This window comes from Luteitalea pratensis (assembly GCF_001618865.1).
GTDB classification, from domain to species: Bacteria; Acidobacteriota; Vicinamibacteria; order Vicinamibacterales; family Vicinamibacteraceae; genus Luteitalea; species Luteitalea pratensis.
On the sequence record NZ_CP015136.1, the window covers coordinates 6881432 to 6905317 of the forward strand.

21 protein-coding genes are annotated in these 23886 nt (G+C 66.5%); 16 read left to right on the forward strand and 5 right to left on the reverse strand.

Features of this window, described 5'->3' with window-relative positions; all coding sequences use genetic code 11:
- Positions 1-153 precede the first annotated feature (153 nt).
- The 5 genes from thiD to prmC all read left to right on the forward strand — a co-directional run bounded on the left by thiD (position 154) and on the right by prmC (position 3974).
- Entirely contained in the window at positions 154-957 is an 804-nt protein-coding gene (thiD, locus tag LuPra_RS28925; protein ID WP_110173987.1) for a bifunctional hydroxymethylpyrimidine kinase/phosphomethylpyrimidine kinase, read from the forward strand.
- 220 nt (positions 958-1177) lie between these two features.
- Positions 1178-1684 (forward strand): molybdenum cofactor biosynthesis protein MoaE, encoded by a 507-nt coding sequence (locus LuPra_RS28930; protein WP_110173988.1) that lies wholly within the window; start codon positions 1178-1180, stop codon positions 1682-1684.
- Positions 1675-1920, forward strand: coding sequence for a MoaD/ThiS family protein (locus LuPra_RS28935; protein ID WP_110173989.1), 246 nt, complete (start codon positions 1675-1677; stop codon positions 1918-1920). Before LuPra_RS28930 ends, LuPra_RS28935 begins: the two co-directional genes overlap by 10 nt.
- Positions 1921-2046: 126 nt before the next feature.
- Positions 2047-3132, forward strand: coding sequence for a peptide chain release factor 1 (gene prfA, locus LuPra_RS32400; protein ID WP_157899822.1), 1086 nt, complete (start codon positions 2047-2049; stop codon positions 3130-3132).
- Positions 3133-3134: 2 nt separating this feature from the next.
- Positions 3135-3974, forward strand: coding sequence for a peptide chain release factor N(5)-glutamine methyltransferase (gene prmC, locus LuPra_RS32405; protein ID WP_157899823.1), 840 nt, complete (start codon positions 3135-3137; stop codon positions 3972-3974).
- Positions 3975-4157: 183 nt separating this feature from the next.
- Here the strand turns inward: prmC and LuPra_RS28945 are convergent, their stop codons facing one another.
- Positions 4158-4502: a histidine triad nucleotide-binding protein gene (locus tag LuPra_RS28945; RefSeq protein ID WP_110173991.1), complete on the reverse strand. Its 345-nt coding sequence runs from the start codon at positions 4500-4502 to the stop codon at positions 4158-4160.
- A 113-nt stretch (positions 4503-4615) separates the two neighbouring features.
- Between LuPra_RS28945 and ileS the strand changes: the two genes are divergently transcribed.
- The 5 genes from ileS (at position 4616) to LuPra_RS28970 (ending at position 10509) form a co-directional block, all read left to right on the forward strand.
- On the forward strand, positions 4616-7414 hold the full coding sequence (gene ileS, locus LuPra_RS28950; protein ID WP_110173992.1) for an isoleucine--tRNA ligase: 2799 nt from the start codon (positions 4616-4618) through the stop codon (positions 7412-7414).
- Positions 7411-7953 carry a signal peptidase II gene (lspA, locus tag LuPra_RS28955; RefSeq protein WP_110173993.1) on the forward strand — a complete coding sequence of 181 codons (543 nt, stop codon included), beginning with the start codon at positions 7411-7413 and terminating at the stop codon, positions 7951-7953. The genes ileS and lspA overlap by 4 nt, the downstream gene beginning before the upstream one ends.
- Positions 7934-8758: a prolipoprotein diacylglyceryl transferase gene (gene lgt, locus LuPra_RS28960; protein ID WP_110173994.1), complete on the forward strand. Its 825-nt coding sequence runs from the start codon at positions 7934-7936 to the stop codon at positions 8756-8758. Before lspA ends, lgt begins: the two co-directional genes overlap by 20 nt.
- A 6-nt stretch (positions 8759-8764) precedes the next feature.
- Positions 8765-9835 carry an RluA family pseudouridine synthase gene (locus LuPra_RS28965; protein WP_110173995.1) on the forward strand — a complete coding sequence of 357 codons (1071 nt, stop codon included), beginning with the start codon at positions 8765-8767 and terminating at the stop codon, positions 9833-9835.
- Between the two features lie 158 nt (positions 9836-9993).
- A complete protein-coding gene (locus LuPra_RS28970) occupies positions 9994-10509 on the forward strand; it encodes an NUDIX hydrolase (protein ID WP_110173996.1) in 516 nt (171 codons plus the stop codon).
- 118 nt (positions 10510-10627) lie between these two features.
- Here LuPra_RS28970 and LuPra_RS28975 read toward each other — a convergent pair whose 3' ends face one another.
- Together LuPra_RS28975 and LuPra_RS28985 are read right to left on the reverse strand one after the other, a co-directional pair.
- A complete protein-coding gene (locus LuPra_RS28975; RefSeq protein ID WP_110173997.1) occupies positions 10628-11080 on the reverse strand; it encodes a TraR/DksA family transcriptional regulator in 453 nt (150 codons plus the stop codon).
- Positions 11081-11465: 385 nt separating this feature from the next.
- The gene (locus LuPra_RS28985) at positions 11466-12053 is read right to left on the reverse strand and encodes a hypothetical protein (protein WP_110173999.1); all 588 of its coding nucleotides are present in this window, start codon (positions 12051-12053) and stop codon (positions 11466-11468) included.
- Positions 12054-12216: 163 nt separating this feature from the next.
- Here LuPra_RS28985 and LuPra_RS28990 point away from each other — a divergent pair, with 163 nt between their 5' ends.
- From LuPra_RS28990 to LuPra_RS29000, 3 genes are all read left to right on the forward strand, one after another.
- Positions 12217-12957, forward strand: coding sequence for a hypothetical protein (locus tag LuPra_RS28990; RefSeq protein ID WP_157899824.1), 741 nt, complete (start codon positions 12217-12219; stop codon positions 12955-12957).
- A gap of 309 nt (positions 12958-13266) precedes the next feature.
- Positions 13267-13458 (forward strand): 50S ribosomal protein L28, encoded by a 192-nt coding sequence (rpmB, locus tag LuPra_RS28995; RefSeq protein WP_110174001.1) that lies wholly within the window; start codon positions 13267-13269, stop codon positions 13456-13458.
- Positions 13459-13460: 2 nt separating this feature from the next.
- Positions 13461-13847: a RidA family protein gene (locus tag LuPra_RS29000; RefSeq protein WP_110174002.1), complete on the forward strand. Its 387-nt coding sequence runs from the start codon at positions 13461-13463 to the stop codon at positions 13845-13847.
- A gap of 114 nt (positions 13848-13961) precedes the next feature.
- On the opposite strand, the gene LuPra_RS29005 is transcribed toward LuPra_RS29000, so the two are convergent.
- Entirely contained in the window at positions 13962-16145 is a 2184-nt protein-coding gene (locus LuPra_RS29005) for a RelA/SpoT family protein (RefSeq protein ID WP_110174003.1), read from the reverse strand.
- A 233-nt stretch (positions 16146-16378) separates the two neighbouring features.
- On the opposite strand from LuPra_RS29005, the gene LuPra_RS29010 reads away from it, so the two are divergent.
- From LuPra_RS29010 to LuPra_RS29020, 3 genes are all read left to right on the forward strand, one after another.
- Positions 16379-17377 (forward strand): tetratricopeptide repeat protein, encoded by a 999-nt coding sequence (locus LuPra_RS29010; RefSeq protein WP_110174004.1) that lies wholly within the window; start codon positions 16379-16381, stop codon positions 17375-17377.
- 313 nt (positions 17378-17690) lie between these two features.
- Positions 17691-21038, forward strand: a complete 3348-nt coding sequence (locus tag LuPra_RS29015; RefSeq protein ID WP_234800602.1) for a TonB-dependent receptor — start codon at positions 17691-17693, stop codon at positions 21036-21038.
- A 335-nt stretch (positions 21039-21373) separates the two neighbouring features.
- Entirely contained in the window at positions 21374-22786 is a 1413-nt protein-coding gene (locus LuPra_RS29020; protein ID WP_110174005.1) for an amidohydrolase family protein, read from the forward strand.
- Positions 22787-23054: 268 nt separating this feature from the next.
- Here LuPra_RS29020 and LuPra_RS29025 read toward each other — a convergent pair whose 3' ends face one another.
- A complete protein-coding gene (locus LuPra_RS29025; protein WP_234800603.1) occupies positions 23055-23660 on the reverse strand; it encodes an HAD family hydrolase in 606 nt (201 codons plus the stop codon).
- Positions 23661-23886: the final 226 nt, after the last annotated feature.

Genomic DNA, 23886 nt, shown 5'->3' on the forward strand with positions numbered 1-23886 from the left:
CTCTCACGCTGGGGACTGCGAGGCGACGTTAAGGCCGGCTCTCCTTGGGCGCCGAACCGCGTAGCGCGAAGGTGGCCGAGCCCGGCCTCCGACGTGCGGGCCGCGCGCGGAATTGGTGGCGAAGTTCCGAAATTGTGAAATTCTGCGATCGCCATGGCTACGGCACTCACAATCGCGGGCAGCGACTCCGGCGGCGGCGCCGGCATCCAGGCAGACCTGAAGACGTTCGCCGCGCTGGGCGTGTTCGGCACCAGCGCCCTCACCGCCATCACGGCCCAGAACACCACCGGGGTTCGTGACATGGTCATGGTGCCGACCGCGATGGTCGTGGCGCAGATCGCGGCCGTGCTCGAGGACATCGGCGCCGGCGCCATCAAGACCGGCATGCTGGGCACTCCCGAGATTGTCGAGGCAGTCGCGCGGTTGCTCAGGGATCGCGGCGCTGGCCCGTTGGTCGTCGACCCCGTGATGATCGCCAAGAGCCTCGACCGCCTCCTCTCCGAGGATGCCGTCTCCGTCTTGATCAGGGATCTGCTGCCACTGGCAGCGGTCGTGACCCCCAATGCGCCTGAGGCGGAAGCACTGACGGGGCGAACCGTTCGCACCGAGGCGGAGGCCCGCGAGGCGGCGCGCCACCTGCACGACCTGGGACCTCGGGCCGTCATCGTCAAGGGCGGCCACCTCGACACCCCCGATGTCGTCGACGTGCTGTTTGACGGCCATGAGTTCCACGAGGCACGCGGCCCGCGCCATGTGACTCGAAACACGCACGGCACCGGCTGCACCTTCGCCGCGGCCATCGCCGCCCATCTCTCGCTCGGCCATGACCTGCCGGAGGCGTTCCGTCGGTCCCGGATCTACCTCGATGGCGCCATCCGCCACGCGCCCGGCCTCGGCCACGGGGCGGGTCCGGTCGACCATTTCTGGAACGTCGAGCGCCGAACGCCGAGCGCCTGAGGCCTCGCGTCGACCTGAAGGTCGACGCCTACAGTCGATCTAACGCTAGAGAAAGCCTTCAGATCGCGGGACGCTGCGGTAGCCTGCAGCCACGACGCGTGGCGGTCTGGGCCGGCTCGGCCGAGGTCTGTAGCCGCCGACCTTCAGGTCGGCGGTCCCGGTACCCGGAACCCGGTTCCCGTCGTCGAGGCGAGCGCAGCGAGCCGAGTCGTATACTGAGATGTTGCTGCCGTTCGCGATTTCCGCAGATCCGCTCGACCTTGCCGGCGTGCTGGCGCTTGCGCAGCATCGGCACGCGCTGCAGGCCCGCCGCGACGATGTGGAGGGGCCAGGTGCGGTGGTGTTGTTCGTGGGTGCGGTGCGCGGACGTCATCAGGGCCAGGAGGTGCGGGCCCTCACGTACGAAGCCTACGAACCACTCGCGGTCGGATCCTTCGAGCGCATCAGCGGGGAGGCCGCGGCACGAGTGCCGGGCGTGGTGCTCTGCATCCACCACCGGATCGGGACCCTCGAGGTCGGCGAGCCTTCGATCGTGATCGCGGCGGTCGCCGCCCATCGTGCCGAGGCCTATGCCGCGTCGCGATTCGCGATCGAGCGGGTCAAGCAGATCTCGCCGGTGTGGAAGCGGGAACACCTCGTGGACGGCCTGTCGTGGGTCGAGGGGGCCACGGTCGATCCCGATGACCCCGCTCCGCTCGAGGAGGCCTGGAGGCGCGCATGTCCGTGACGGTGCGGTTGTTTGCCCGCCTGCGTGAGATTGCCGGCACCGACGAACTGAGTCGTCCGGTCGGTGCACCGGCAACCGTGGCCGACGTATGGCAGGGGATGACGGGGGAATGGCCAGCCCTGACGCCCTACGCCGGCAGCCTGTCGTGCGCCGTCAACGCGCAGTACGCGCGCATGACGACGGCCGTTCAGGACGGAGATGAGGTCGCGTTCCTTCCGCCGGTCTCCGGCGGGTAGGCGGCGAACGCAGAACGCCGAACGCAGGACGTCGAAGCCGAACACATGTGTAGCCGCCGGACTTGTCCGGCGGTCTGTAGGCCGTAGGCCGTAGGCAACAGGCTGTAGGGCCGTAAGGCAATTCCAATGTTGGACAAGCTCGCGTCGGTCGAGGCGCAATACAACTACCTGATGGGCCTCATCGCCGACCCGGCGGTGCAGGCCGACGCGCAGGCGTACCGGACCCACACCAAGACCCTGTCGGAACTGCAGGAACTGGTGGACGCGTACCGGTCGCTGAAGTCGCTCGAAGAGCAGCTGGCGCAGGCGCGTGAGCTGGTCGCCGGCGGCGACGCGGACATGGCGGCGCTCGCGCGCGAGGAACTCGCCGACCTGGAGCCCCGGCACGCGACGCTGCTCGAGCACGTCAAGTTCCTGCTGATCCCGAAGGACCCCAACGACGCCAAGAACGTCGTCCTCGAAGTGCGGGGCGGGACCGGCGGCGAGGAAGCGGCGCTGTTTGCCGCGGAGCTGTTCCGCATGTATGCGCGCTACGCGGAGCGCCAGGGCTGGAGGTTCGAGGTCATGTCCACCAGCGACGCCGATGCCGGCGGCATGAAGGAAGGCATCGCGACGATCGAGGGCAAGCAGGTCTACAGCCACCTGAAGTACGAGAGCGGCGTGCATCGCGTGCAGCGTGTCCCCGCGACCGAGGCCAGTGGCCGCATCCACACCTCGACGGCGACCGTGGCGGTGTTGCCGGAGGCCGAGGAAGTCGACATCCAGATCAACGACAAGGACCTGCGCATCGACACGTTCTGCTCCAGCGGGCCCGGTGGCCAGAGCGTCAACACGACCTATTCGGCGGTGCGCATCACGCACATCCCGACCGGGACCGTCGTGTCACAGCAGGACGAGAAGTCGCAGATCAAGAACCGCGCGAAGGCGATGAAGGTGCTGCGCTCGCGACTCTACGAGATGGAAATGCGCAAGCAGCAGGACGCGATTGCCAAGGACCGCAAGAGCCAGGTCGGCACCGGCGAGCGATCCGAGAAGATCCGGACCTACAACTTCCCACAGAGCCGGATCACCGATCACCGGGTGAACTTCACCACCCACCAGCTCGGCGGGGCCATGGACGGCGACCTGCACGAACTGATCGATCAGGTCACCACGTTCTACCGCTCGGAACTGCTGAAGGACGCGAGCCGCACCGAAGCGGTGGACGCCTGACCGTGCGTCGCGCCGTCGCTGCCGCCCGGGCCCGCCTGCTCGCGGCCGGCCTGGACCAGCGCCACGCCCACCTCGACCCCGAGGTGCTCGCGCGCCACGTCCTGCAGTGGGATCGCGCCACCTGGATCACGCGCGCCGACGAGCCGGCCTCGTCCGAATTCCTCTCGGCCTTCGACGTGCTGATCGCGCGCCGCGCGGCGCGCGAACCGGTGGCCTACATCATCGGGACGCGCGAGTTCTACGGCCGCGACTTCCTCGTCAACCCGGACGTCCTCATTCCGCGGCCCGAGTCCGAGCTCATCATCGACTACGCCCTGCAACGTGTCCCGGCAAGCGGGTTCGTGCGTGTCGTGGACGTGGGGACGGGCAGTGGCGCCCTCGGCCTGACGCTCGCCTGCGAACGGCCGGCATGGCACGTCGAGGTGACCGACGTCTCTGCCGCGGCGATCGCGGTAGCCCGCCGGAATGCCCGCGCGTTCAACGTTGCGGATCGGATGACGTTCCTGATCGGCGACCTGCTCGAGCCGACGATGGGGCTGTTCGACGTGATCGTCTCGAACCCGCCGTACGTGGCGCGGCGAGACGCGCCGGGCATGATGCCCGACGTCCGCGATCACGAACCGCATGTGGCGTTGTTCGGGGGGCAGGACGGCATGGACATCCCGCGCCGGCTGCTGTCGCAGGCGGCCGAACGGCTGGCGCCCGGCGGCTGGATGGCGATGGAGTTTGGCTACGGAATGCAGGAACCGGTGGAGCACGCCGCGCGCGAGGCCGGTCTCGAGATCCAGGAAGTACTGGAGGATCTCCAGGGTATTGCCCGGACACTCGTCGCTGGCCGCTGAGGGCGGATCACGGAATGCCGGAATGCCGAGAATGCCGGAATGTCGAGAGCATTCAGGCTGTCGTCATGACCAGCGATGCTCAAACGCCGGAATGCCGAATGTCGAAGGCATCGTGGTTGTCGACATTGCAGCATTTCGGCATTTTCGGCATTTCGGTGCGGGGCCGTGGTCGAGGCCGCGGGCCTAACCGGGCGGCCAGCCCAGCCGTCGCCCCGCGAGCAAATGCAGGTGGATGTGGAATACGGTCTGGCCGGCGTCCGCGTTGCAGTTGATCACCGTCCGGAAACCGCCGTCCGCGTATCCCCGTTCGCGCGCAATCTGCGCTGCCCGGTAGTGCATCGTCCCCACGAGCGTCGCGTCCTCCGGCGTCATGTCGTTCAGTGTTCCGATGTGCCGCCGCGGGATGACGAGGCAGTGCAGCGGCGCCTGCGGATTGATGTCCTCGAACGCCACGAGGTCGGCGTCCTGGTAGATCACCTTTGCCGGAATGTCGGCCGAGGCGATGCGGCAGAACAGGCAACTGGACATCCGCGAATCATAGAACGGGCACCGGGTACCGGGTACCGGGTACCGGCTGGCGGCGGTGGGCGTAGGCGTCGACCTTCAGGTCGACGCGCCTGAACCGTTACAATTGAAGGTTCATGGCCGACTGGAAGAACTCCGTCAACCTGCCCCGCACCGACTTCCCCATGAAGGCCAACCTGCAGGTGGCCGAACCGGCGGCGATTGCCCGCTGGGAATCCATGGACCTGTACGGGCAGATTGCGCGCGCGCGCGCCGGGCGGCCGAAGTACGTGCTGCACGACGGGCCGCCGTACGCCAACGGCCAGATCCACATCGGGCACGCGATGAACAAGATCCTCAAGGACTTCGTCGTCAAGTCGAAGTCCATGGCCGGCTTCGACGCCCCATACGTGCCGGGCTGGGATTGTCACGGCCTGCCCATCGAGCTTCAGGTGGACAAGGAGCTCGGATCGAAGAAGCGCGACATGAGCCTGGCCGACATCCGGCGCGCGTGTCGCGCCTATGCCGAACGCCATGTGGCGGAACAGTGCGCCGATTTCAAGCGGCTCGCCGTCTTCGGCGACTGGGAGCACCCGTACCTGACGATGCGGTACGAGTTCCAGGCAGCGATCGTCCGCGCGCTCGGCAGGTGCGTCGAGGATGGACTCGTCTACAAGGGCAAGAAGCCCGTGTACTGGTGCATCTCCGACCGCACTGCCCTCGCCGAGGCTGAGGTCGAATACGCGAACCATTCGTCGCCGTCGATCTATGTCGAGTTCAAGCTGGACCCACGTGACGCCGCGGCTCTGGCCGCCCGCGTGCCGGCGCTCGGCGGCCGCGACGTGTCCGTGCTCATCTGGACTACGACCCCGTGGACGATCCCGTCCAACCTGGCGATCGCGTTCCAGCCCGGGTTCGACTATGCGGCGTACGACGCCGACGGCCGCCTCGTCATCGTCGCCGAGGCGCTGGCCGACGCCACGTTTGCCAAGGTCGGTCGTGTCCCCGGCGAACCGGCCGCGCGCATGCAGGGCGCGGTCTTCGATCGGATCCGCTTCGTGCACCCGCTCTACGGGCGCGAGTCGCTCGGTGTCCTGGCCGACTACGTCACGCTCGAGCAGGGCACGGGAGCGGTGCACACCGCGCCTGGCCACGGCGCCGACGACTTCAACACCGGCCAGCGCTATGGCCTCGAGACGTACGCGCCGATCGGGCCGTCCGGCGAGTTCCTCGACAGCGTCGAGCTGTTTGGCGGACTGAAGGTGTGGGACGCCAACCCGAAGGTGGTCGAGGCGCTACGCGAGCGCGGCGCGCTGTGGTTCAGCGAGAAGCACGAGCACCAGTATCCGCATTGCTGGCGTTGCCACAAGCCGCTGATCTTCCTGGCGACGCCACAGTGGTTCATCGAGATGGACCACGACGGCTACCGCGAAAAGGCGCTCGAGGCGGTCACGCGCGTCGAGTGGCTGCCGCCCTGGGGCGAGGAGCGGCTCCACAACATGCTCGCGAACCGGCCGGACTGGTGCATCTCGCGTCAACGCGCGTGGGGTGTGCCGATCCCGGCCGTCACGTGCACGACGTGTCGCGAGTCGATGCTCACCACGGCGTTGACCACCCGCGCGGCGGATGTCTTCGCGCAGCACGGCGCCGACGCCTGGTACGAGCGGCCGATCGGGGAGTTCCTGCCCGACGGCCTCAGCTGCGCGCATTGTGGCGGCACGTCGTTCGAGCGGGAGCGCGACATTCTCGACGTCTGGTTCGATTCCGGGACCAGCCACGAGGCGGTCCTCGCTGTCCGCCCTGATCTGCAGTGGCCGGCCGACATGTACCTCGAAGGCAGCGACCAGTACCGCGGCTGGTTCCAGAGCTCGCTGCTGGTCGCGCTCGGCACGCGTGGCGATGCGCCGTATCGGTCAGTGATCACACACGGATTCGTCGTCGACGAGGATGGCCGCAAGATGTCCAAGTCGCGCGGCAACAACGTCGTGCCGCAGCAGGTGATCGAGCAGAGCGGCGCGGAAGTGCTCCGGCTGTGGGTGGCGATGGTCGACTACACGGAAGAAGTGCGCCTCGGCAAGCAGATCCTGGCGCGCACCGTGGAGGCGTACCGCAAGATCCGCAACACGGTGCGCTATCTCGCCGCCAACATGTACGACTTCGATCCGTCGACGGACCTGGTGGCGCACGCCGATCTGCTCGAGGTCGATCGGTACGCGCTCGCCCGCTACGCCGATGCGGCGGTGAAGATGCGCGCCGCGTACGACCGGTTCGACTTCCAGACGATCTTCCACGAGCTCAACCGCCTCGCCGTGGTGGACCTCAGCGCGTTCTACTTCGACGTCTCCAAGGATCGACTGTACACGTTCGGCGCGGCATCGCAGGCGCGCCGCTCGGCGCAGACGGCGATGTACCTGATGGCCGACGGCCTGGCACGGCTGCTCGCGCCGATCCTGCCCGTGACCGCCGACGAACTCTGGCGGGTGCTGCCCGGCACACGCGAACCGTCGGTGCACATGACGCTGTTTGCCGAGGGCGTCGAGGCCTGGCAGGACGACGCGCTCGTGAGTCGCTATGCGACGCGACTCGAGATCCGCGACCTGGTGAACGCGAAGCTCGAGGAGCAGCGGCAGGCGAAGGTGATCGGGACGTCGCTCGAGGCGGCGATCACGGTGGCGGGCACCGGCCGCTTCGCCGACGTGTTGAACGGACTCGGCCCGGACGAGGTCGCCGCCTTCTGCATCGTGAGCGAGGCGACGGTGGCAGCACCAGCGGCGGACCAGCCGGCCGATTCGCTCGTCGTAACGGTGAGGCGTGCCGCCGGCGAGAAGTGCCAGCGCTGCTGGCGGTACGTCGCCGGCATCGCCGCCGCGGCCACCGTCGAAGGCCTGTGTGATCGCTGCGTCGATGCGCTTGGCCTGGGAAGCGACGCGGCATGACGCCAGCGGCGGTGGCATCTCCGGGCCGGTTGGCGGGTGCCGATGCGGCGCCCTGGAAGAGGCCTGAAGTCTGGGGCACCGTGCTGCTCGTCGTGTGTGACCAGTTGAGCAAGCTGCTCGTCCTGCAGCGGATCGGGCTGCATGAAACGGTCACGGTGATACCGGGGTTGCTGAACCTCACGTACGTGCGCAACACAGGTGCCGCGTTCGGGATGCTCAACGCGCATGATTTCGCCTACAAGCCGGTCCTCGTGGCCGCGCTGGCGATCCTCGCGCTGCTGGGCATCCTCTGGTATGCCCGAAAGTTCGCCGGCGACGCCTGGCCGGCACGCTACGGATTCGTGCTGATCGTCGGCGGCGCCGTGGGTAACCTCATCGACCGTGTGACGCTGGGTTTCGTCGTGGACTTCGTCGACGTGTACTTCGGCACCTGGCATTTCTGGGCCTTCAACGTCGCCGACGCGGCGATCAGCATCGGAGCCATCCTGTTCGCGGCCGACACCCTGTTTTCGAGGCGCCATGTTCCCGAAGCTGTTTGACATCGGCCCGCTGACCGTCTACTCGTACGGCGTGCTGCTGGCTGCGGCGTACCTCGGTGGCCTGCAGTTCGCCCTGGTGCGCGCGCGCAACCGCGGCCTGGACGCGGCGCGGGTCATGGACCTCGGCATCTACATCATCGTGAGCGCGCTCGTCGGCGCCAAGCTCCTGCTGGTGATCGTCGATGCGGACCACTTCCTGCGCGAGCCGGCGGACCTGCTGTCGTTGGCCCGATCGGGCGGGGTGTTCTACGGCGGGCTGATCCTCGCCGTGGTGGTCGGGCTGTGGTACGTGCGCAAGCACCAGTTGCCGACCTGGCGGGTGGCCGACGTGATTGCGCCAGGAATCGCATTCGGCCATGTCGTCGGCCGAATCGGCTGCTTCCTGGCCGGCTGCTGCTACGGACACGAGACGACTGTGCCATGGGCCGTGACCTTCACCAATCCGCTCGCACAGGAGAACGTCGGCACACCGCTCGGTGTGCCACTGCACCCCACGCAGCTCTACGAGGCTGGCGCCGAAGCGATCATCCTGGGGCTGCTGCTCGCAGTCGAGCACAAGGGACGGCCGTTCCCCGGGCGGACCTTCTGGGGCTACATGCTCGTGTACGGCCTCTCCCGCTTCGTGATCGAGTTCTTCCGTGGCGACCCGCGCGGGATGGTGCTCCCCAACATCTCGACCTCGCAGTTCATTTCCCTGCTGATCGTGCCGCTGAGCGTCGCGATGCTGTACTGGTTGTCGCGGCGCGATCGCGGCGCCGTCTCCGTCTCGGCGCCGTCGGCCCGCCCTCGCACGGCAAAGGCGTAGGCCCACATGCACGAGTTCGACGAGGACGACGAATTCGATCCCGACGACGCAATCGGCGACGCCACGGAAGGCGGACGAACGGTCTCGGTGGAGATCGGCGAGGACGAGGCCAATCAGCGCGCCGACCAGGCCCTTGCCGCGCTGCTCGCGGGTCTGTCGCGATCGCAGGTGCAGCGGCTGATCAAGGAGGGGCAGGTGCGCGTCGGCGCGGCGGTCGATGCGGAGGGAGAACCGCCGGGACGGGTCCTCACCAAGGCCAGCGAGGTGCTGCCGCCCGGAACAGTGCTCAGCGTGACGCTGCCGGAGCCCGTGGCCTCCGAAGCCGCGCCAGAGGACATCCCGCTCGACATCCTGTTCGAGGACGAGCAACTGATTGTCGTCAACAAGGCCGCGGGCATGGTCGTGCACCCGGCAGCGGGACACGCGACCGGCACGCTCGTGAATGCCTTGCTGCACCACGTGCAGGACCTCAGCGGCGTCGGCGGGACCCTGCGTCCGGGCATCGTGCACCGGCTCGACAAGGGCACGTCGGGCGTGATGGTGGTTGCGAAGAACGATGTGGCCCATGCGGAACTGGCGCGCCAGTTCCACGACCGCGAAGTCGAGAAGGAGTACGTCGCGCTGGTGTGGGGACTCGTCCACAGCGGCCGTCGCATCGAGGCGCCAATCGGGCGCGACCAGCACTCGCGGCAGAAGATGACGACACGGGCGCGGCGTGCCAGGTCCGCCGTGACGCGCGTCACGTGGGCGCTGCACCTGCCGGGCGTCTCGCTCATTCGCGTGGCCATCCATACCGGCCGCACGCACCAGATCCGCGTGCATCTCAGCTCGGTCGGACACGCGATCTGTGGCGATGCCACGTATGGCGGGATCCCGCGGCGCATTGCGCCGCACCTGAAGGCGCTGTCGTCGCTGCAGCGGCCCTTCCTGCACGCCGAGCGGCTCGTCTTCATGCACCCCACGGAGCGGCGGCGCATGGAGTTCGAGGCGCCGTTGCCCGAGGATCTGCATCACGTGCTCGAGCAGCTCGACGCCGCCGTCGCACGCTTCGGCTACAAGACGCTGCAGAACCCGTAAGCTGACCAACGCTAAACGCTGAACGCCGAACGCTGCCGCACACCGGGTACCGGGTACCGGGTACCGGGTACCGGGTACCGGGTACTGGGTACCGGGTACCGGGTTCCGGGTTCGACATTCCCGGCATTCCCGGCATTTCGGCATTCCATGAGGTGGTGATGTCCGAGAACGAATCGACCCTGGAATACACCGGGCGCGTGTTCACCGTGACCCGTGATCGCGTCCGTCTGCCGCACGGTGTGGAGACGGTCATGGACATCGTCCGTCACCGCGGATCGGTGGTGCTGATCCCGATGCCCGACGAAGCGTCGGTGATCCTCGTTCGGCAGTACCGCCACGCGATCGGCCAGCACGTCTGGGAGTTGCCTGCCGGCAGCCTGGAGCCGGGAGAGGACGCTGTCGCGGCGGCGCTCCGCGAATGTCACGAGGAAATCGGCCAGCTGGCAACCACGGCCGAACGCGTGGCCTCGCTGTACCCGTCGCCGGGATACACGACCGAGGTGATGCATTTCTACAAGCTGACAGGCCTGCACGTCCCCGATCACGCCGCCGAGCAGGACGAGGACGAGCACCTCGAGCCGCGAACGTTCGGCCTGGGCGAATTACGGGCACTCGTGGCCGCCGGCGACATCACGGACATGAAGACCGTGGCGGCGTTGCAGTGGCTGCGGTGAGGGTGCCACGCCACAATTCGGTACGCTGATCACATAAACGTCGAGCCGCTGCGCAATTGCGCAGCGGCTCGATTTTCACAGGCGGCGAGCGTGCGGGTCATCGGACCCACGTCAGACGTCAGCTCGCGATGTCCAGGATCGCGGCCGTGGTGCCGCGACGGGCGTAGAACTTGTCCCGGGCCTCGGCCTGCTCGCGCTCCTCCTCGCAGTCCTTGCAGCGGAGGGCGAACGGCAGGGCGCGCAGCCGCGCCTCCGAGATCTCGTCACCGCACTCGTAGCAGAAGCCGTAGCGGCCTGCCTCGAGCCGGCCGAGCGCCTCGTTGACCCGGCTCAGGGTCTCCGACTTCATCTGCATGAGGGCGATCTCGATGTCTTCCTGGATGTCGGACACGGAGGCTTCTTCGGCGTCCACAACGCCCTGCGCCAGGTCGGCGGGGCCGATGGCCCGGACGTGGTGGATCTGGCGGCGGAGTTCGCTGCTCAGCTCCTGTCGGCGCTCCTCGAGAATGCGGCGCAGTTCGTCGTGACGGTCTGTATTGATGATGCGGGTGGACTTCCTGGTCGACTTCATGTCCGGTCCACGCTCCTTTCGACGTTCGTCAAGTGCCGATCGACTAAGCACGCCTCGTGCCACGCCTTGCAGCACCGGGCACCCTCCAGGCCGGTACGGCGACGACGGCAGAGCCCCGGTGCCGTGGCGCCGGGGGCGAGTCCTCGGGGATGCTGTCGGGCGCCAGACGGAGGGAAGACCTACCGCGAGACCCTCCAGGCCTCGCCGAACCACAAGGTACTCATTCGAAGCGACTTGCCTTCGCGCAACGGAGGTAACACCCTCGCCGCGTCTCGGCAGTACAGCGAGTTAGACGCGGGAGCATGGCCGATGGTTCTCGACTGAACGATCGGCATCCTCAGGCTCATCCATATCATTCCGGGGCCCGCGTTGCCCGTGTCCATGATTACTGCAAGCGGACGCTACGTCCCCGTGCGAGGACGACACCCCGTTCGACAAGCAATCGTTCCGTGACCCTGCTTCCCGACCGCTGCCACGACTCGAGCGCCCGCACCAGCCCAGCTGGGCTCTGCATTTCGGCTCGCTGTCCGACTTCACCGAGCGCATCGGCATACTGGGCGAACCGGGCCGCGAGGTCCTTGAAGATCGGCGCCAGCGCCTGTGATTCCTGGCCCAGGGCGCCGTAGGCGAAGCCGCCGACGCGGTGGTAGTACGTTGCCGGGACACTGCGCGCCGAGGATGCCGCCGAGCTGAAGTAGCCCCCCAGGAGCAATGCCGCGTCGGCGACGTCGCGAAGAGCCTGGCCGGGCGCCGGGCACCGATCGTCCATGGCGGCCGCCAGCCGGAGGGCCAAGGGACGCGGATCCAGCAGGGCCGCAGCCCGGCCGTGCCTGTCGTGGCGCATCGTGTCGGCCAGGAGTTGGACGACGTAGTGGGCGGTGTCGGCGTGGACCGGAACCCGCTGCTGGGCAAGGGCGCCCTCCAGCTGATCCTTGAAGTATTCGACGAGCGACGCGCGTGCGATGACCGACATGGCGCAGACCTCCCCCGCGAGGGCAGCCGCCTGCGAGCTGGTGCCCGCGCTACGGATGTGCCGATATCGAAGAGCAATTCGTGTTCCAGCCGAGTCTGGCGCCGCAGCGCGCCAACCCGACCATTGGCGCCCACTATACGCCGTGGGCTGACGAGTCCCCAGCATGATTGACGAGCCGGCGTCACTATGCCAGCCTCGCCGGATGGCGTCATGCCCAGTGTGTGGTGGCGGCAAGGCAAAACGGCAGTGCCCCGCCCTGAGCAAGGTGATCTGCGCGACCTGCTGCGGGACGAAGCGGCTCGTCGAGATCGATTGCCCGCCGACCTGTGGGTGGCTCAAGGCCGCCCGCGCCCACCCCCACGCCGCACAGCAGCGACAACAGGAACAGGACGCAACGCGTGTGGTTCCCCTGATCCGGGGACTTGATGATGGCGGCTACGCGGTGCTGATGGCGTGCCTTCCGGCGGCCGTGGCCTGCAGGACCACCATGGACCCGCCGCCGCTCGATGCAGATCTGCAGCTCGCGGCAGCCGCGCTTGCCGCAACGGCTGAAACCGCCATGCGCGGCGTACTCTATGAACACCAGCCGGAGACGCCCGTGGCTGCCCGGCTTGCGCGTGCCATGTCGGCGCCGCTTGCTGAAGCCGCCGAAGCGGGTGTCAAGCGGCTGGACGCGTCCACCGCCGCCGCGATGCGCCGGGTCGAGGAGGCGGTGAAGGAGTTTCGCCGATCCGGCGTGACGGCGCCGGATGCGTACTTCGCCTTCCTCGGACGGGTGCTCAAGCCACGGCTGGCTGACGCGCAGACGGGCCAGCCGCTCGCGCCGGGCGCTGACCCGCGGCTGACGCCGCTCGGCGGTGCCGAGGCGAGCGGGGCAGACGGGCCGCGGATCATCATTCCGTGAGGCCGGTGTGTCGGTCTGACTTGTCCGCCGTAGCCTTGGCGAAGGTGGAAAGTCGACGTCTGCGGGGAGGGATGACCGTCGACCAAGGTCGACGGCTACAGGTTTGCCAGGTCGACGGCTACAGGTTTGGGTGTACGACGGCTACAGGTTTGGGTGTAGGGTCGAGCTTGCTCGACGCATGCGCCAGGCAAAGCGTGGCGGTCGACCGGCTCAGGCCCTGTGCTACACTTGGTGGTTCGCGCGCCCGGCGGCGTCTCCTCCGAGACTCCTCCTGCAGGTCAGGCCGAGGTTGCGCATCACCACTGAGTCATGGCTAATCGTTGCGAAGTCTGCGGCAAGGGTCCCACGTTCGGCAACAACATCAGCCACGCCCACAACGTGTCGTCTCGCCGGTTCAATCCGAACCTGCAGACCGTACGGGCGCTGGTGAATGGCGCGGCAAAGCGCCTGAAGGTGTGCACGCGCTGCATCCGGTCGAACAAGGTCACCAAGGCCGCCTGAACGTGGCCACCCGCGCGTCGGTCTCCACGCCCGACGCCCCGCAGGCCATCGGGCCGTACTCGCAGGCCATCCGGGCCGGCCAGTTCCTGTTCCTGTCGGGGCAGATTCCCCTCGATCCCGTGACGGGCGAGGTGGTGGCGGGTGACGTGCGCGCGCAGACGCGCCGAGTCCTCGACAACATCAGCGGCATCCTCACCGCTGCCGGCGTCTCCATGGACGCCGTCGTCAAGACCACGGTCTTCCTGATCGATCTCGCCGACTTCACGGCCATGAACGACGTCTACGCTTCGTCGTTCGAATCGCCGGCGCCGGCCCGGTCCACGGTGCAGGTCTCGCGGCTACCCCGCGACGTGCGGGTGGAAATCGAAGCCGTCGCGCTGCTTCCGTAGCGGCATCCTGAAAATTTCAGAAGTTCAAAAGTTTAGAATTTCACCACCTTCAGAAATGTCTCGAAGGGTTGGCGGTACTGTATGCAATTGTGAAATTCTGCAATTCTGAAATTCTTACGAGGCGCGCTCTTCCGCGCTTCCGCCTGCGTGTCGCTCGACGTTCAGCACGCCCGGCAGGCCCTTCACCGCGCGAATGACCTTGTCCAGGTGCTTCACGTCCTGGATCTCCACGGTCATCTCGATGAAGCCCTGCTCCTGTGACGTCGTCGCCTCCATCGTCCGGATGTTGGTGTTGATGGCGGACACCTGGCTGCTGATCGCGGCGAGCATGCCACGGCGATCCTCGACCTGGATGCTCAGGCGCACCGTGTAGGGCGCGCTCGGATCGTCGCCGGTGTCCCATTCGACGTCGATGCGGCGCTCCGGGTCGTACATGAGGTTGGTGACGTTGCGGCACGACGCGGAGTGCACCGAGACGCCCTTGCCGCGGGTGATGTAGCCGACGATCTTCTCGCCCTTGATCGGGTTGCAGCACTTGGCGCGGAAGACGAGCAAGTCGTCGGCGCCCTTGACGCGGATCTTGTCCTCGCCGGTGCGCGGGCGCAGCACCTTGCGAACGGTGGCGAAGATGCCCGTGTCGGGGGGCCTCTCCTGCAGATCCTCAGCGGGGACGAGCTTGCCGAGCAGCAGGCGCGCGGTCATCTTGCCCCAGCCCACCGCCGCCAGCAGGTCGTCGACCTTCTGCATCCCCGATTCCGAGGAGACCTTCTGCCAGGCCTCGGCCGGGATGCTCTTGGGGTTGACGTCGAAGCGACGCGCTTCCTTGTCGAACAGCTTCCGCCCGAGTTCGACCGAGCGGGTCTTCTCCTCGAGCTGGATGAAGTGGCGGATCTTGTTCCGGGCGCGGGAGGTCTTGACGTACGACAGCCAGTCGCGGCTCGGCTTGTGTCCTGCCTGCGTCAACACCTCGACGATGTCGCCGTTCTTGAGCGGATGGCGCAGCGGCGCCATCTTGCCGTTGACGCGACCACCGACGCAGCGATGACCGACGTCGGTGTGCACGGCGTAAGCGAAGTCGACGATGGTGGCGTCGCGCGGCAGTTCCTTGAGTTCCCCGCCGGGCGTGAAGCAGTAGATCTCCTCGGGATACAGCTCGATCTTGAGGCTGTTGATGAACTCGTGCGGGTCGCGCACGTCCTGCTGCCATTCGAGCAGCTGGCGCAGCCACTTGAAGTACTGCTCGTCGCGTTGCGCGCCGGTCCGGCCTTCCTTGTATTTCCAGTGCGCCGCGATGCCTTCCTCCGCCACGCGGTGCATCTCCTCGGTACGGATCTGGATCTCGAAGGGCAGGCCGCGGTCGCTGATCACCGACGTGTGCAGCGATTGGTAGCCGTTGGGCCGGGGCATCGCGATGAAGTCCTTGATGCGTTCGGGCACGGGCTGCCAGGTCTGGTGGACGATGCCCAGGACCGCGTAACAGTCCTTGACGCTGGTCGTCACCACCCGCAAGGCGACGAGGTCGTACACCTGGTCGAGGTCGATGCGTTGCCGGTGCAGCTTCAGGTAGATGCTGTAGAGACGCTTGATGCGGCCGTCGATGGAGACGACGGGCACCTGCGCTTCGGTGAGCTTGGCGAGGATGGTGCCGCGGAGTTCCTCGATCAACCCCTGAGTCGCGCGCCGGCGCTGGTCGACCTTGTCGCGCAGTTCCTCGTAGGCGCGGGGTTCGAGCGCCTTGAACGACAACTCCTCGAGTTCGTTCTTGACCTTGCTCATGCCCAGCCGGTTGGCGATGGGCGCGTAGATGTCGAGGGTCTCCCGGGCAATGCGCTCCCGCTTCTCGTCGGGAACGTGCCCGAGGGTACGCATGTTGTGCAGGCGGTCGGCGAGCTTGACGAGGATGACGCGGATGTCGTCGACCATCGCCAGGAACATCCGCCGGAAGTTCTCGGCCTGCTGGGCCTCCTTGGACGAAAAGGGGATGCTCGAGAGCTTGGTGACGCCCTCGACAACGTGGGCGACCTCGGGCCCGAAGAGCTCGGCGACGCGTTCGATGGAGGTGAGGGTGTCCTCGACCACGTCATGGAGCAGGCCGGCGGCCACCGCCACGGCGTCCAATCGCATGTCGACCAGGAGGTTGGCGACTTCCAGGGGATGGACGAGGTAGGGTTCGCCCGAGTGGCGGACCTGGCCCTTGTGCTCCCTGGCCGAGAACACGTACGCCCGCCGGAGCAACTCGAGATCGGCGTCGGGGCTATAGCTGCGGACCTTGTCGACGAGGTCCTCGAACCGAATCATGGAGAGTGGTGTCTAATCGCCGTTACACGGAGATCGGATGCTCGTGGATCATAGCCCACGGGCGCCTTGACCGTTGCAGAGGCGGTCTTTATACTCGCGATGATTTTCCGCTTGGAATCGACCCTGGCCGTGGTTCGCGGCCGATTCCCGTCCTCAGGCTTGACGCGCAGGGCTGACCGGGGTTCCGAGGTCCGCGAGCACCCGCGCGAGCGGGCGTGCAAGGAGTAGATGCAATGTTGAAGCGGTTGACCATCATCCGGCTCGTGGCCGTTGCCGGCTTGAGCCTCTCGCTGACCGCCTGCGGTAAGGTGACGGCTCAGATGTCGTTCAAGGACGGTATCGCTGCCTACCAACAGCAGAACTACCGCATCGCCATTGCGGAGTTGGAGGAGGCGGTGAAGCACGACTTCGAGTACCGCCCCTATGCGTACTTCTACTTGGCCAATTCCCACGACAGCGCCTACAAGTTCACGCGCAAGGGCCAGGCGGACAACGACGCACACCTGCCCGAAGCGGAGAAGTACTACAAGCTGGCGTTCGAGCAGATCGACCCCGCCTCTCGTGAGGGACAGGGCGCGATCTTCAAGAAGCGCTGCCTCGAGTTCCTCGTCGGCGTGTACGGCAAGGAGAAGCTCGACGCGCCCGACAAGGCCGAGGCGGTCGGCAAGCAGATCGTCGATCTCGACCCGAAGGACGTGAACAACTACTTCGGCATGGCTCAGCTCTATCAGGAGGCGGGCCGCGTCGAAGAGGCCGAGCAGATGCTGCTGCGCGCCAAGGAAGTCGCTCCGAACAACGTCGACGTCCAGCTGCAGCTCGCGGGCTTCTACAACAAGCAGGGCAACTTCGACAAGACGATGGAAGCGTTCCAGACCCGCATCCAGCTCGAGCCGAACAACCCCGAGGCGTACCACACGGTCGCCGGCTACTTCGAGGAGAAGGTCCGCAAGGACTACACCATCAGCCCGGCGGTCAAGGCCGACTACATCAAGCGCGGTCTCGACGCGTCGACCAAGGCGATCGAGATCAAGGGTGATTACGTCGACGCGATGGTCATGAAGAACCTGCTGCTCCGCCAGCAGGCGCTGGTCGAGAAGAGTCCGGCGCGGCAGCAGGAGTTGCTGAAGGAAGCCACGGCGTTGCGCGACAAGGCCATCGAGACCCGGAACCGCTTGCAGGGTGAGTCCGACGCCCAGGCTGCGAAGGCCAGGGACGCCAAGAAGTCCGAGTAGTCCACCGCACCTCGGGGACGTGAAACGGGGGGCCGGCGCGACGCGCCGCCCCCCGTTTTTTGTTCGCCTTGGAACAGGGCAAGACGCCGTAGCGGACTCATCTGTTTACGCGGTTGAAACAGATCGCTGTTAGGCTAGTCCGCGGTCTGGTTCCCGTCCGGTTTTCTTCGGGCGGAGTGCAATTGCGAGCTGTTCCTTCGGCTCGGCAATCCTTCCCGGTGTCTGTGTGGGGCCGGCTCGCGGAGCCCGGCCGCCGTGTTGTGGGTAGGGCCGGCTCTCCGAGCCGGCCGCCATGTCCATTCAGGAGAGATTCATGGTGAGTGCGTTTCAGCGATTGCGCGAAATGCGAGCGGCGCGACCATCTCGCGCGCGTGGAGCATGGTGGCACGTGCCGGTGCTGGCCCTGGCGTGCGTCATGGCGGTGATGGCGCCTGCGCGGCAAGCTGGCGCGCAGGGTGTCACGACCGGTTCGATCGGCGGCACCGTGACCGACGCCGCGGGTGCGCCCGTGGCCGGCGCGAGCGTGATCGCGATCCACACGCCGTCAGGGACCAACTACGAGGCGACGACACGCACGGACGGCCGTTACTTCATCCCGAACATGCGCGTCGGCGGCCCGTACGTGGTCACCGTCACGTATGTCGGCGGCGCCAGCGCGTTCGAGCCCTACACGAACGAGAACGTGACGGTCAACCTCGGCGTGACCACAGACGTCAACGTCACAGTGAAGAACATCGCTGTCGAGGAATCGGTCACCGTCGTCGCCAGCAGCGACGCCGTGTTCAGCTCGACTCGGACGGGCGCGGCGACCACGGTGTCACGCGACATGATCCAGAACCTGCCCAACGTCAGCAACCGTCTGGAGAATTTCACGCGCCTCACGCCGCAGGCGAGCGGCAGCAATTTCGTCGGCCAGGACAACCGGATGAACAACATCACGGTGGACGGTTCCTACTTCAACAACTCGTTCGGGCTGGGCGGCGCGCCTGGTGATCGTACGAACGTTGCGCCGATTTCGCCGCAGGCGATTGAGCAGATCCAGGTAAACGTGGCGCCGTACGACGTGCGCCAGGGGAATTTCGTCGGCGCCGGCATCAACACCGTGACCCGCAGCGGCGGCAATACTTTCCATGGCTCGTTCTACCACCAGTTTCGCGACGACAGCATGGTCGGCACGCAGGCCGGCAACAACGTCGTCAATGTCGGTACCTTCGAGTTCGCCAACACGGGCGGCTGGGCGTCGGGCCCGATCTGGAAGAACAAGGCGTTCTTCTTCTTCAACGTCGAGGACGAGTCACTGACGCAGCCGGGGACGACGTGGCGCGCCAACAACGGCGGTGAGCCGGCCGGCAGTGGGATCACCCGCGTGCTCAAGACGGACCTCGACAACCTGAGCACACTCCTCGCCCGCGATTTCGGTTACCAGACGGGCGGCTACCAGGGGTACGACTTCGAGACACCGGCGCGCCGTTACCTCATCAAGGGCGACTACAGCGCGAACACGAACAACAAGATCACCTTCCGGTACACGCACCTCAACTCGATCACCGACGTGCTCGCCAACAACTCGGCCTCACTTGGCTTCGGCAATCGTCAGGGCCGTCCGGATGCGCTGAACTTCCAGAACTCGAACTACCAGACACAGGAAAACATCCGCTCGGGTATCGGCGAGTGGAACTCGACGTACAGCAACACGATGGCCAACTCGCTGATCGTCGGTTACACGTCCCAGGACGAGAGCCGCTCGGTCCGCGACGGCGTGACGATGTTCCCCCTGGTCGACATCCTCGAGGCGAACACGACCTATACCTCCTTCGGCCTCGAGCCGTTCACGCCCAACAACGAACTCCGCTACAAGACGTTCCAGATGCAGGACTCGTTCACGAAGTTCGCCAACAAGCACTCGTTCACGTTCGGCGGCACCGCCGAGCGCTACGAGTCGGAGAACGTCTTCTTCCCGGGCTCGCAGAGCGTGTATTCATACAACTCGCTTGCCGATTTCTACGCCGATGCAGCCGGCTACGTCGCGAACCCGAACCGCACGACCTCGCCAGTGACTCTGCGTCGCTTCCAGGTCCGATGGAACAACATCCCCGGGCAGACCAAGCCGGTGCAGCCGCTCGAGGTGTGGTACACGGGCGCATACGCCCAGGACGAGTGGGCGGTGCGCGACAACCTGAAGATCACGGCGGGCATCCGCTTCGACGTGCCGCGGTTCGGCGAGACCGGCTACCAGAACGTAGACGCCGATGCGCTCGTGTTCCGTGACGAGAACGGCAACCCGGTGCAGTACGAGACCGCCAAGCTGCCGGACCCGAAGTACCTCTGGTCCCCGCGTGTCGGCTTCAACTGGGCGGTCGACGAGAAGCGCAACACGCAGGTGCGTGGCGGCACGGGGATCTTCACGGGCAAGCCCGCGTACGTGTGGATCTCGAACCAGATCGGCAACACCGGCATGCTCACGGGCTTCGAGGAGCTCAACAACGTCACCAACCGTCCGTTCAACCCGAATCCGGACGCGTACAAGCCGGCCAACGTGACGGGCGCACCTGCCTCCGCCTACGAGCTCGCCCTGACCGATCCCGATTTCACATTCCCGCAGCTCTGGCGCACCAACTTCGCGGTCGATCAGCGCTTGTGGGGAGGGATGATCGGCACGGCCGAGTACATCTACAACAGCGACGTCAACGGCATCTACTACATCAATGCCAACCTGCCGGCCGCGCAGGGTGCGTTCACCGGCGTCGACGCACGTCCGCGCTGGACCAACAACCGCATCCACAGCAACGTCGCCAATGCGGTCGTGCTGAAGAACCAGAACGTCGGCGACTCGTGGAACTTCGCGACGACGTTGTCGAAGAACTTCACTGGTGGCTTCGTGAAGAGTGCGTACAGCTACGGCGAGTCCAGGAACACGGTCGATCCGGGCTCGATTGCCTTCGGCTCGTGGAACGGCAACGCCAACCCGGGCGACCCGAACAACCCGGGTATGGGTTACGGCCTTGGCTCACCGGGTCATCGCTTCTTCGTGGCTGGCTCGTATACGAAGGACTGGTTCAAGTTCGGTGGCACGTCGTTCTCGGCCTTCTGGGAGTCGCGCACCAACAGCAATGCGACGTACACGTTCGCGGGCGACCTGAACGGCGACGGCGGCACGAGCAACGATCTGTACTACGTGCCCCGCGATGAGTCGGAGATGAACTTCCAGCCGTATGCGGCCGGTGCCATCACCTACACGGCCGCCCAGCAGGCCGCAGCGTGGGACGCCTACATCTCCCAGGACGAGTACCTGAGCACCCGTCGCGGCCAGTACGCCGAGCGCGGCGCCATCTTCCTCCCGTTCGTGCACCGCCTCGACTTCAGTGTGACGCAGGATTTCTTCGCGAGCATCAAGGGCCACCGTCACACGTTCCAGATCCGCGCCGACTTCCTCAACTTCGGCAACATGCTGAACGAGGACTGGGGCGTCGGGCAGCGGTTGATCAGCACGCAGCCGCTGATCGTGCCAACGGCAGCTCAGGGCGGCCAGGCAGATGCGCAGGGCCGTGCGCAGTATCGGCTCCGTGCCATCAACAACGAGCTGATGACCAAGTCGCTGGAACCGACCGCCGGACTCGGCGACGTCTACCGGTTCCAGATCATGCTGCGGTACCTGTTCTGAAGGTGGGGCCGGCTGTCCCAGCCGGCCACGACGTCACGGCCTTCGGCCATCGGCCGTGGGCCTTCGGAAACCGGAAGGGCGCCTTCGCAAGGGGGCGCCCTAATCTGTTTCATGGTCATGCCGCAATGCCGAATGCCGGGATGTCGAAACCAGCTGCCAGATCAATAAGGCAGGCCGGCTCTCCGAGCCGGCCATCACGAACACGATAAAGGGCGGGCCGAGCGTTCGGCGTTGACTTTGGGGCATTAGTCGTCAAGCGTCAGGCATCAGGCGTTAGGCGTTAGGCGTTAGGCGTTAATGTGATCCCCCGCAGCGTCCCAGGTCGGAGCTCCCTGATGCGCAGGTGCGCCGTGGGCGCTGCAGTCGCCACGGCTCTCACCGCCGCGCTCGTCACCGGTCTGCCCGCGCAGTCGCCGCGCCCGCCGGGCGACGCCACCATCCTCATCCGCGACGTCGGCATCATCGCCATGACAAGGCCAGGTGTCGCTACTGGTTCTGTCCTGGTACGCGATGGCCGCATCCAGTACGCCGGTCCTGCCAACGCGACGCCCGCATCGGAGGGCGCCCACGTGATCGACGGCCGCGGCCGCTTTCTCGTGCCCGGATTGATCGACATGCACACGCACGTGTCGAAGACGCGCGCGTCGGCACTCGGGTTGCTCGTGTCGGCCGGCGTGACGACCGTGCGTGACATGGGCGGCGACCACGAGGAGCTGCTGCGATGGCGATCGGAGATCAGCGCCGGGCGCCGCGTAGGCCCGCGGCTACGCATCGCCGGACCGTACCTCGAATCCGGCCGCAATGCGGACCGCCAGCACCGCACACCGGTCGCCGAGATGGCCGAACCGGTCGAGCGCACGCGCATCGGCGTCGCCACGCCAGCCGATGCCGACCGCATCATCGCGGCGGTGGCGGCACGCGGTGTCGACCATCTGAAGATCAGGACGACGCAGGATCGGGACACGTACCTCGCGATCGGCGCGGCAGCGCGGCGCCACGGCCTGCGGCTGACGGGGCATGCGCAACCCTTTCCAATCGATGACGTGATCGCGGCCGGGCAGGCGACGATCGAGCACGTCTTCGTCCCGTCACTCGAGGCGCGGCCGGCCGCCGAACGGGCAGCGTACATCGACGGGCTGGCACGCGGCCACGTCGATGTGGTCCCGACGCTGGTGGTCATCGAGAGGATTGGCGTGCCGAGCGCTGATGCTCTCGCCGGCGCGGTGCGTGAGGCCACGGCAGGCCGCATGTTGTCGGCATTCCTGCTCGCAGATTGGCGCGAGCAACTGGCCGAGCAGGATGCGGATCGCCAGAGGTTGTACGGTCAACTCCAGGCGTCGGCACGGCGTGATCTCGGCCGCCTGCGTGCGGCAGGCGTCCGGATCCTCGCGGGCACGGACGTCGGCGTGTTGAACGCCTTTCCCGGGCGTGCACTGCACGAGGAAATCGCCTTGCTGGTGCGCGATGCCGGGATGACCGCCTATGAGGCGTTGCAAGCGTCCACGATCAATGCCGCGGCGTCGCTCGGACTCGATCGGGAGTTGGGCACGATCGAAGCGGGCAAGGGCGCCGATCTCGTGCTCCTCGATGGCAACCCGCTACAGGACGTGTCGCAAGTGTCGCGAATAGCGGCGGTCATCGCCGCCGGCCGGCTGTTCGATCGCGCGGCGCTCGATCGCATTCGGCACGAGGTGAGCGCGGCGCCGGATATTGCGGTCAACGACTGGCCACGCGTCCCCGAGCGGTAGGCGGATCGCCACATGTCATGCCTGATGCCTGATGCCTCATGTAGCCGTCGAGCTTGCTCGACGGTCAGCAGTGCGGCGTACGGCCTGGAGCCGCATGACGATGCGTCGGCCGCAGCCCAGTGGAAGCTCGAAAGGCAGGCCAGGCAGTCGTCAGTTCCGGCTTACGCCGGTGTTCGACACTCCGCAGTCGGCATCTCGGCACTTCTGCCCGTCCTGGCGAAGGCCGACCTGTCCGCTGAAGCCTTTGGCGAAGGCGGACGGCGTATCGTCAGACGCGGACGCCGAGGACGCGCAAGGCCTCCCGGCACTGCGGCGGCGACACGAAGTGGATGGTGTGGAGGCCCGCATGACGGGCGCCTTCGATGTTGGGCAGGTTGTCGTCGATGAACACCGTGCGATCGGCGACAAAGCCGGTGCGCGCGAGGGCGAGCGTGAACATCTCGGGATCGGGCTTGGCGATGCCCTCGACGCCGGAGATGACGATGTCCTCGAACCAGTCCAGGAACGGGAAGCGCTCGCGAGCGACGGGAAATGTCTCCGCCGACCAGTTGGTCAGCGCCGCGACACGATAGCCGGCCTCGCGCAGTTCGGCCAGCAGCGTGACGCTCTCGTCGATGGCGCCGCCAAGCATCCGCTCCCACTGCGACTTCCACTCGGCAAGCAGTGTCCCGTGCTCGGGATGAAGCGCCGAGCGCTCGGCGATCGCCTGTGCGAACGGCTTGCCGAGATCCATCTCATGGTTCCAGGTACCCGGCGTGATCTCGGCGAGGAAACGCTCCATCGCCTCGGCGCTCGCGAACCGATCCTGGTAGTGATTGCGGGGATCCCAGCGGATCAGCACGTTGCCGAGATCGAAAAGCACAGCGTCGATCATGCTCGGCCATCGTCATTCGGCCATGGGCATTCGTCAAGCACGTCGCCTGACACCGCGAGTCGACTGTACGTCTCGGAATCAGGAAGACCCGTTCCTGGAGTCGTCCTGCAGAACCGTAATCCGGGCACCGTTCTCCGTTCTCCGTTCTCCGTCCTACCTCGGCCCTCCGTCCTCCCTCTTACCTCCGTCCTCCGTCCTCCTTCCTCCTTCCTCCTTCCTCCGTCCT

Bases quoted from the DNA above. Each gene is read 5' to 3' on its own strand.
- LuPra_RS28945 (WP_110173991.1), bottom strand. From the start codon at position 4,502: ATGTCCAGTTGCCTGTTCTGCCGCATCGCCTCGGCCGACATTCCGGCA.
- LuPra_RS29020 (WP_110174005.1), top strand. From the start codon at position 21,374: ATGCGCAGGTGCGCCGTGGGCGCTGCAGTCGCCACGGCTCTCACCGCC.
- prfA (WP_157899822.1), top strand. From the start codon at position 2,047: ATGTTGGACAAGCTCGCGTCGGTCGAGGCGCAATACAACTACCTGATG.
- LuPra_RS28935 (WP_110173989.1), top strand. From the start codon at position 1,675: ATGTCCGTGACGGTGCGGTTGTTTGCCCGCCTGCGTGAGATTGCCGGC.
- LuPra_RS29010 (WP_110174004.1), top strand. From the start codon at position 16,379: ATGTTGAAGCGGTTGACCATCATCCGGCTCGTGGCCGTTGCCGGCTTG.
- LuPra_RS28975 (WP_110173997.1), bottom strand. From the start codon at position 11,080: ATGAAGTCGACCAGGAAGTCCACCCGCATCATCAATACAGACCGTCAC.
- LuPra_RS29015 (WP_234800602.1), top strand. From the start codon at position 17,691: ATGGTGAGTGCGTTTCAGCGATTGCGCGAAATGCGAGCGGCGCGACCA.
- LuPra_RS28970 (WP_110173996.1), top strand. From the start codon at position 9,994: ATGTCCGAGAACGAATCGACCCTGGAATACACCGGGCGCGTGTTCACC.
- LuPra_RS29005 (WP_110174003.1), bottom strand. From the start codon at position 16,145: ATGATTCGGTTCGAGGACCTCGTCGACAAGGTCCGCAGCTATAGCCCC.
- lspA (WP_110173993.1), top strand. From the start codon at position 7,411: ATGACGCCAGCGGCGGTGGCATCTCCGGGCCGGTTGGCGGGTGCCGAT.
- LuPra_RS28985 (WP_110173999.1), bottom strand. From the start codon at position 12,053: ATGTCGGTCATCGCACGCGCGTCGCTCGTCGAATACTTCAAGGATCAG.
- LuPra_RS29025 (WP_234800603.1), bottom strand. From the start codon at position 23,660: ATGATCGACGCTGTGCTTTTCGATCTCGGCAACGTGCTGATCCGCTGG.
- LuPra_RS28965 (WP_110173995.1), top strand. From the start codon at position 8,765: ATGCACGAGTTCGACGAGGACGACGAATTCGATCCCGACGACGCAATC.
- lgt (WP_110173994.1), top strand. From the start codon at position 7,934: ATGTTCCCGAAGCTGTTTGACATCGGCCCGCTGACCGTCTACTCGTAC.
- LuPra_RS28990 (WP_157899824.1), top strand. From the start codon at position 12,217: ATGATTGACGAGCCGGCGTCACTATGCCAGCCTCGCCGGATGGCGTCA.
- rpmB (WP_110174001.1), top strand. From the start codon at position 13,267: ATGGCTAATCGTTGCGAAGTCTGCGGCAAGGGTCCCACGTTCGGCAAC.
- LuPra_RS28930 (WP_110173988.1), top strand. From the start codon at position 1,178: ATGTTGCTGCCGTTCGCGATTTCCGCAGATCCGCTCGACCTTGCCGGC.
- ileS (WP_110173992.1), top strand. From the start codon at position 4,616: ATGGCCGACTGGAAGAACTCCGTCAACCTGCCCCGCACCGACTTCCCC.
- thiD (WP_110173987.1), top strand. From the start codon at position 154: ATGGCTACGGCACTCACAATCGCGGGCAGCGACTCCGGCGGCGGCGCC.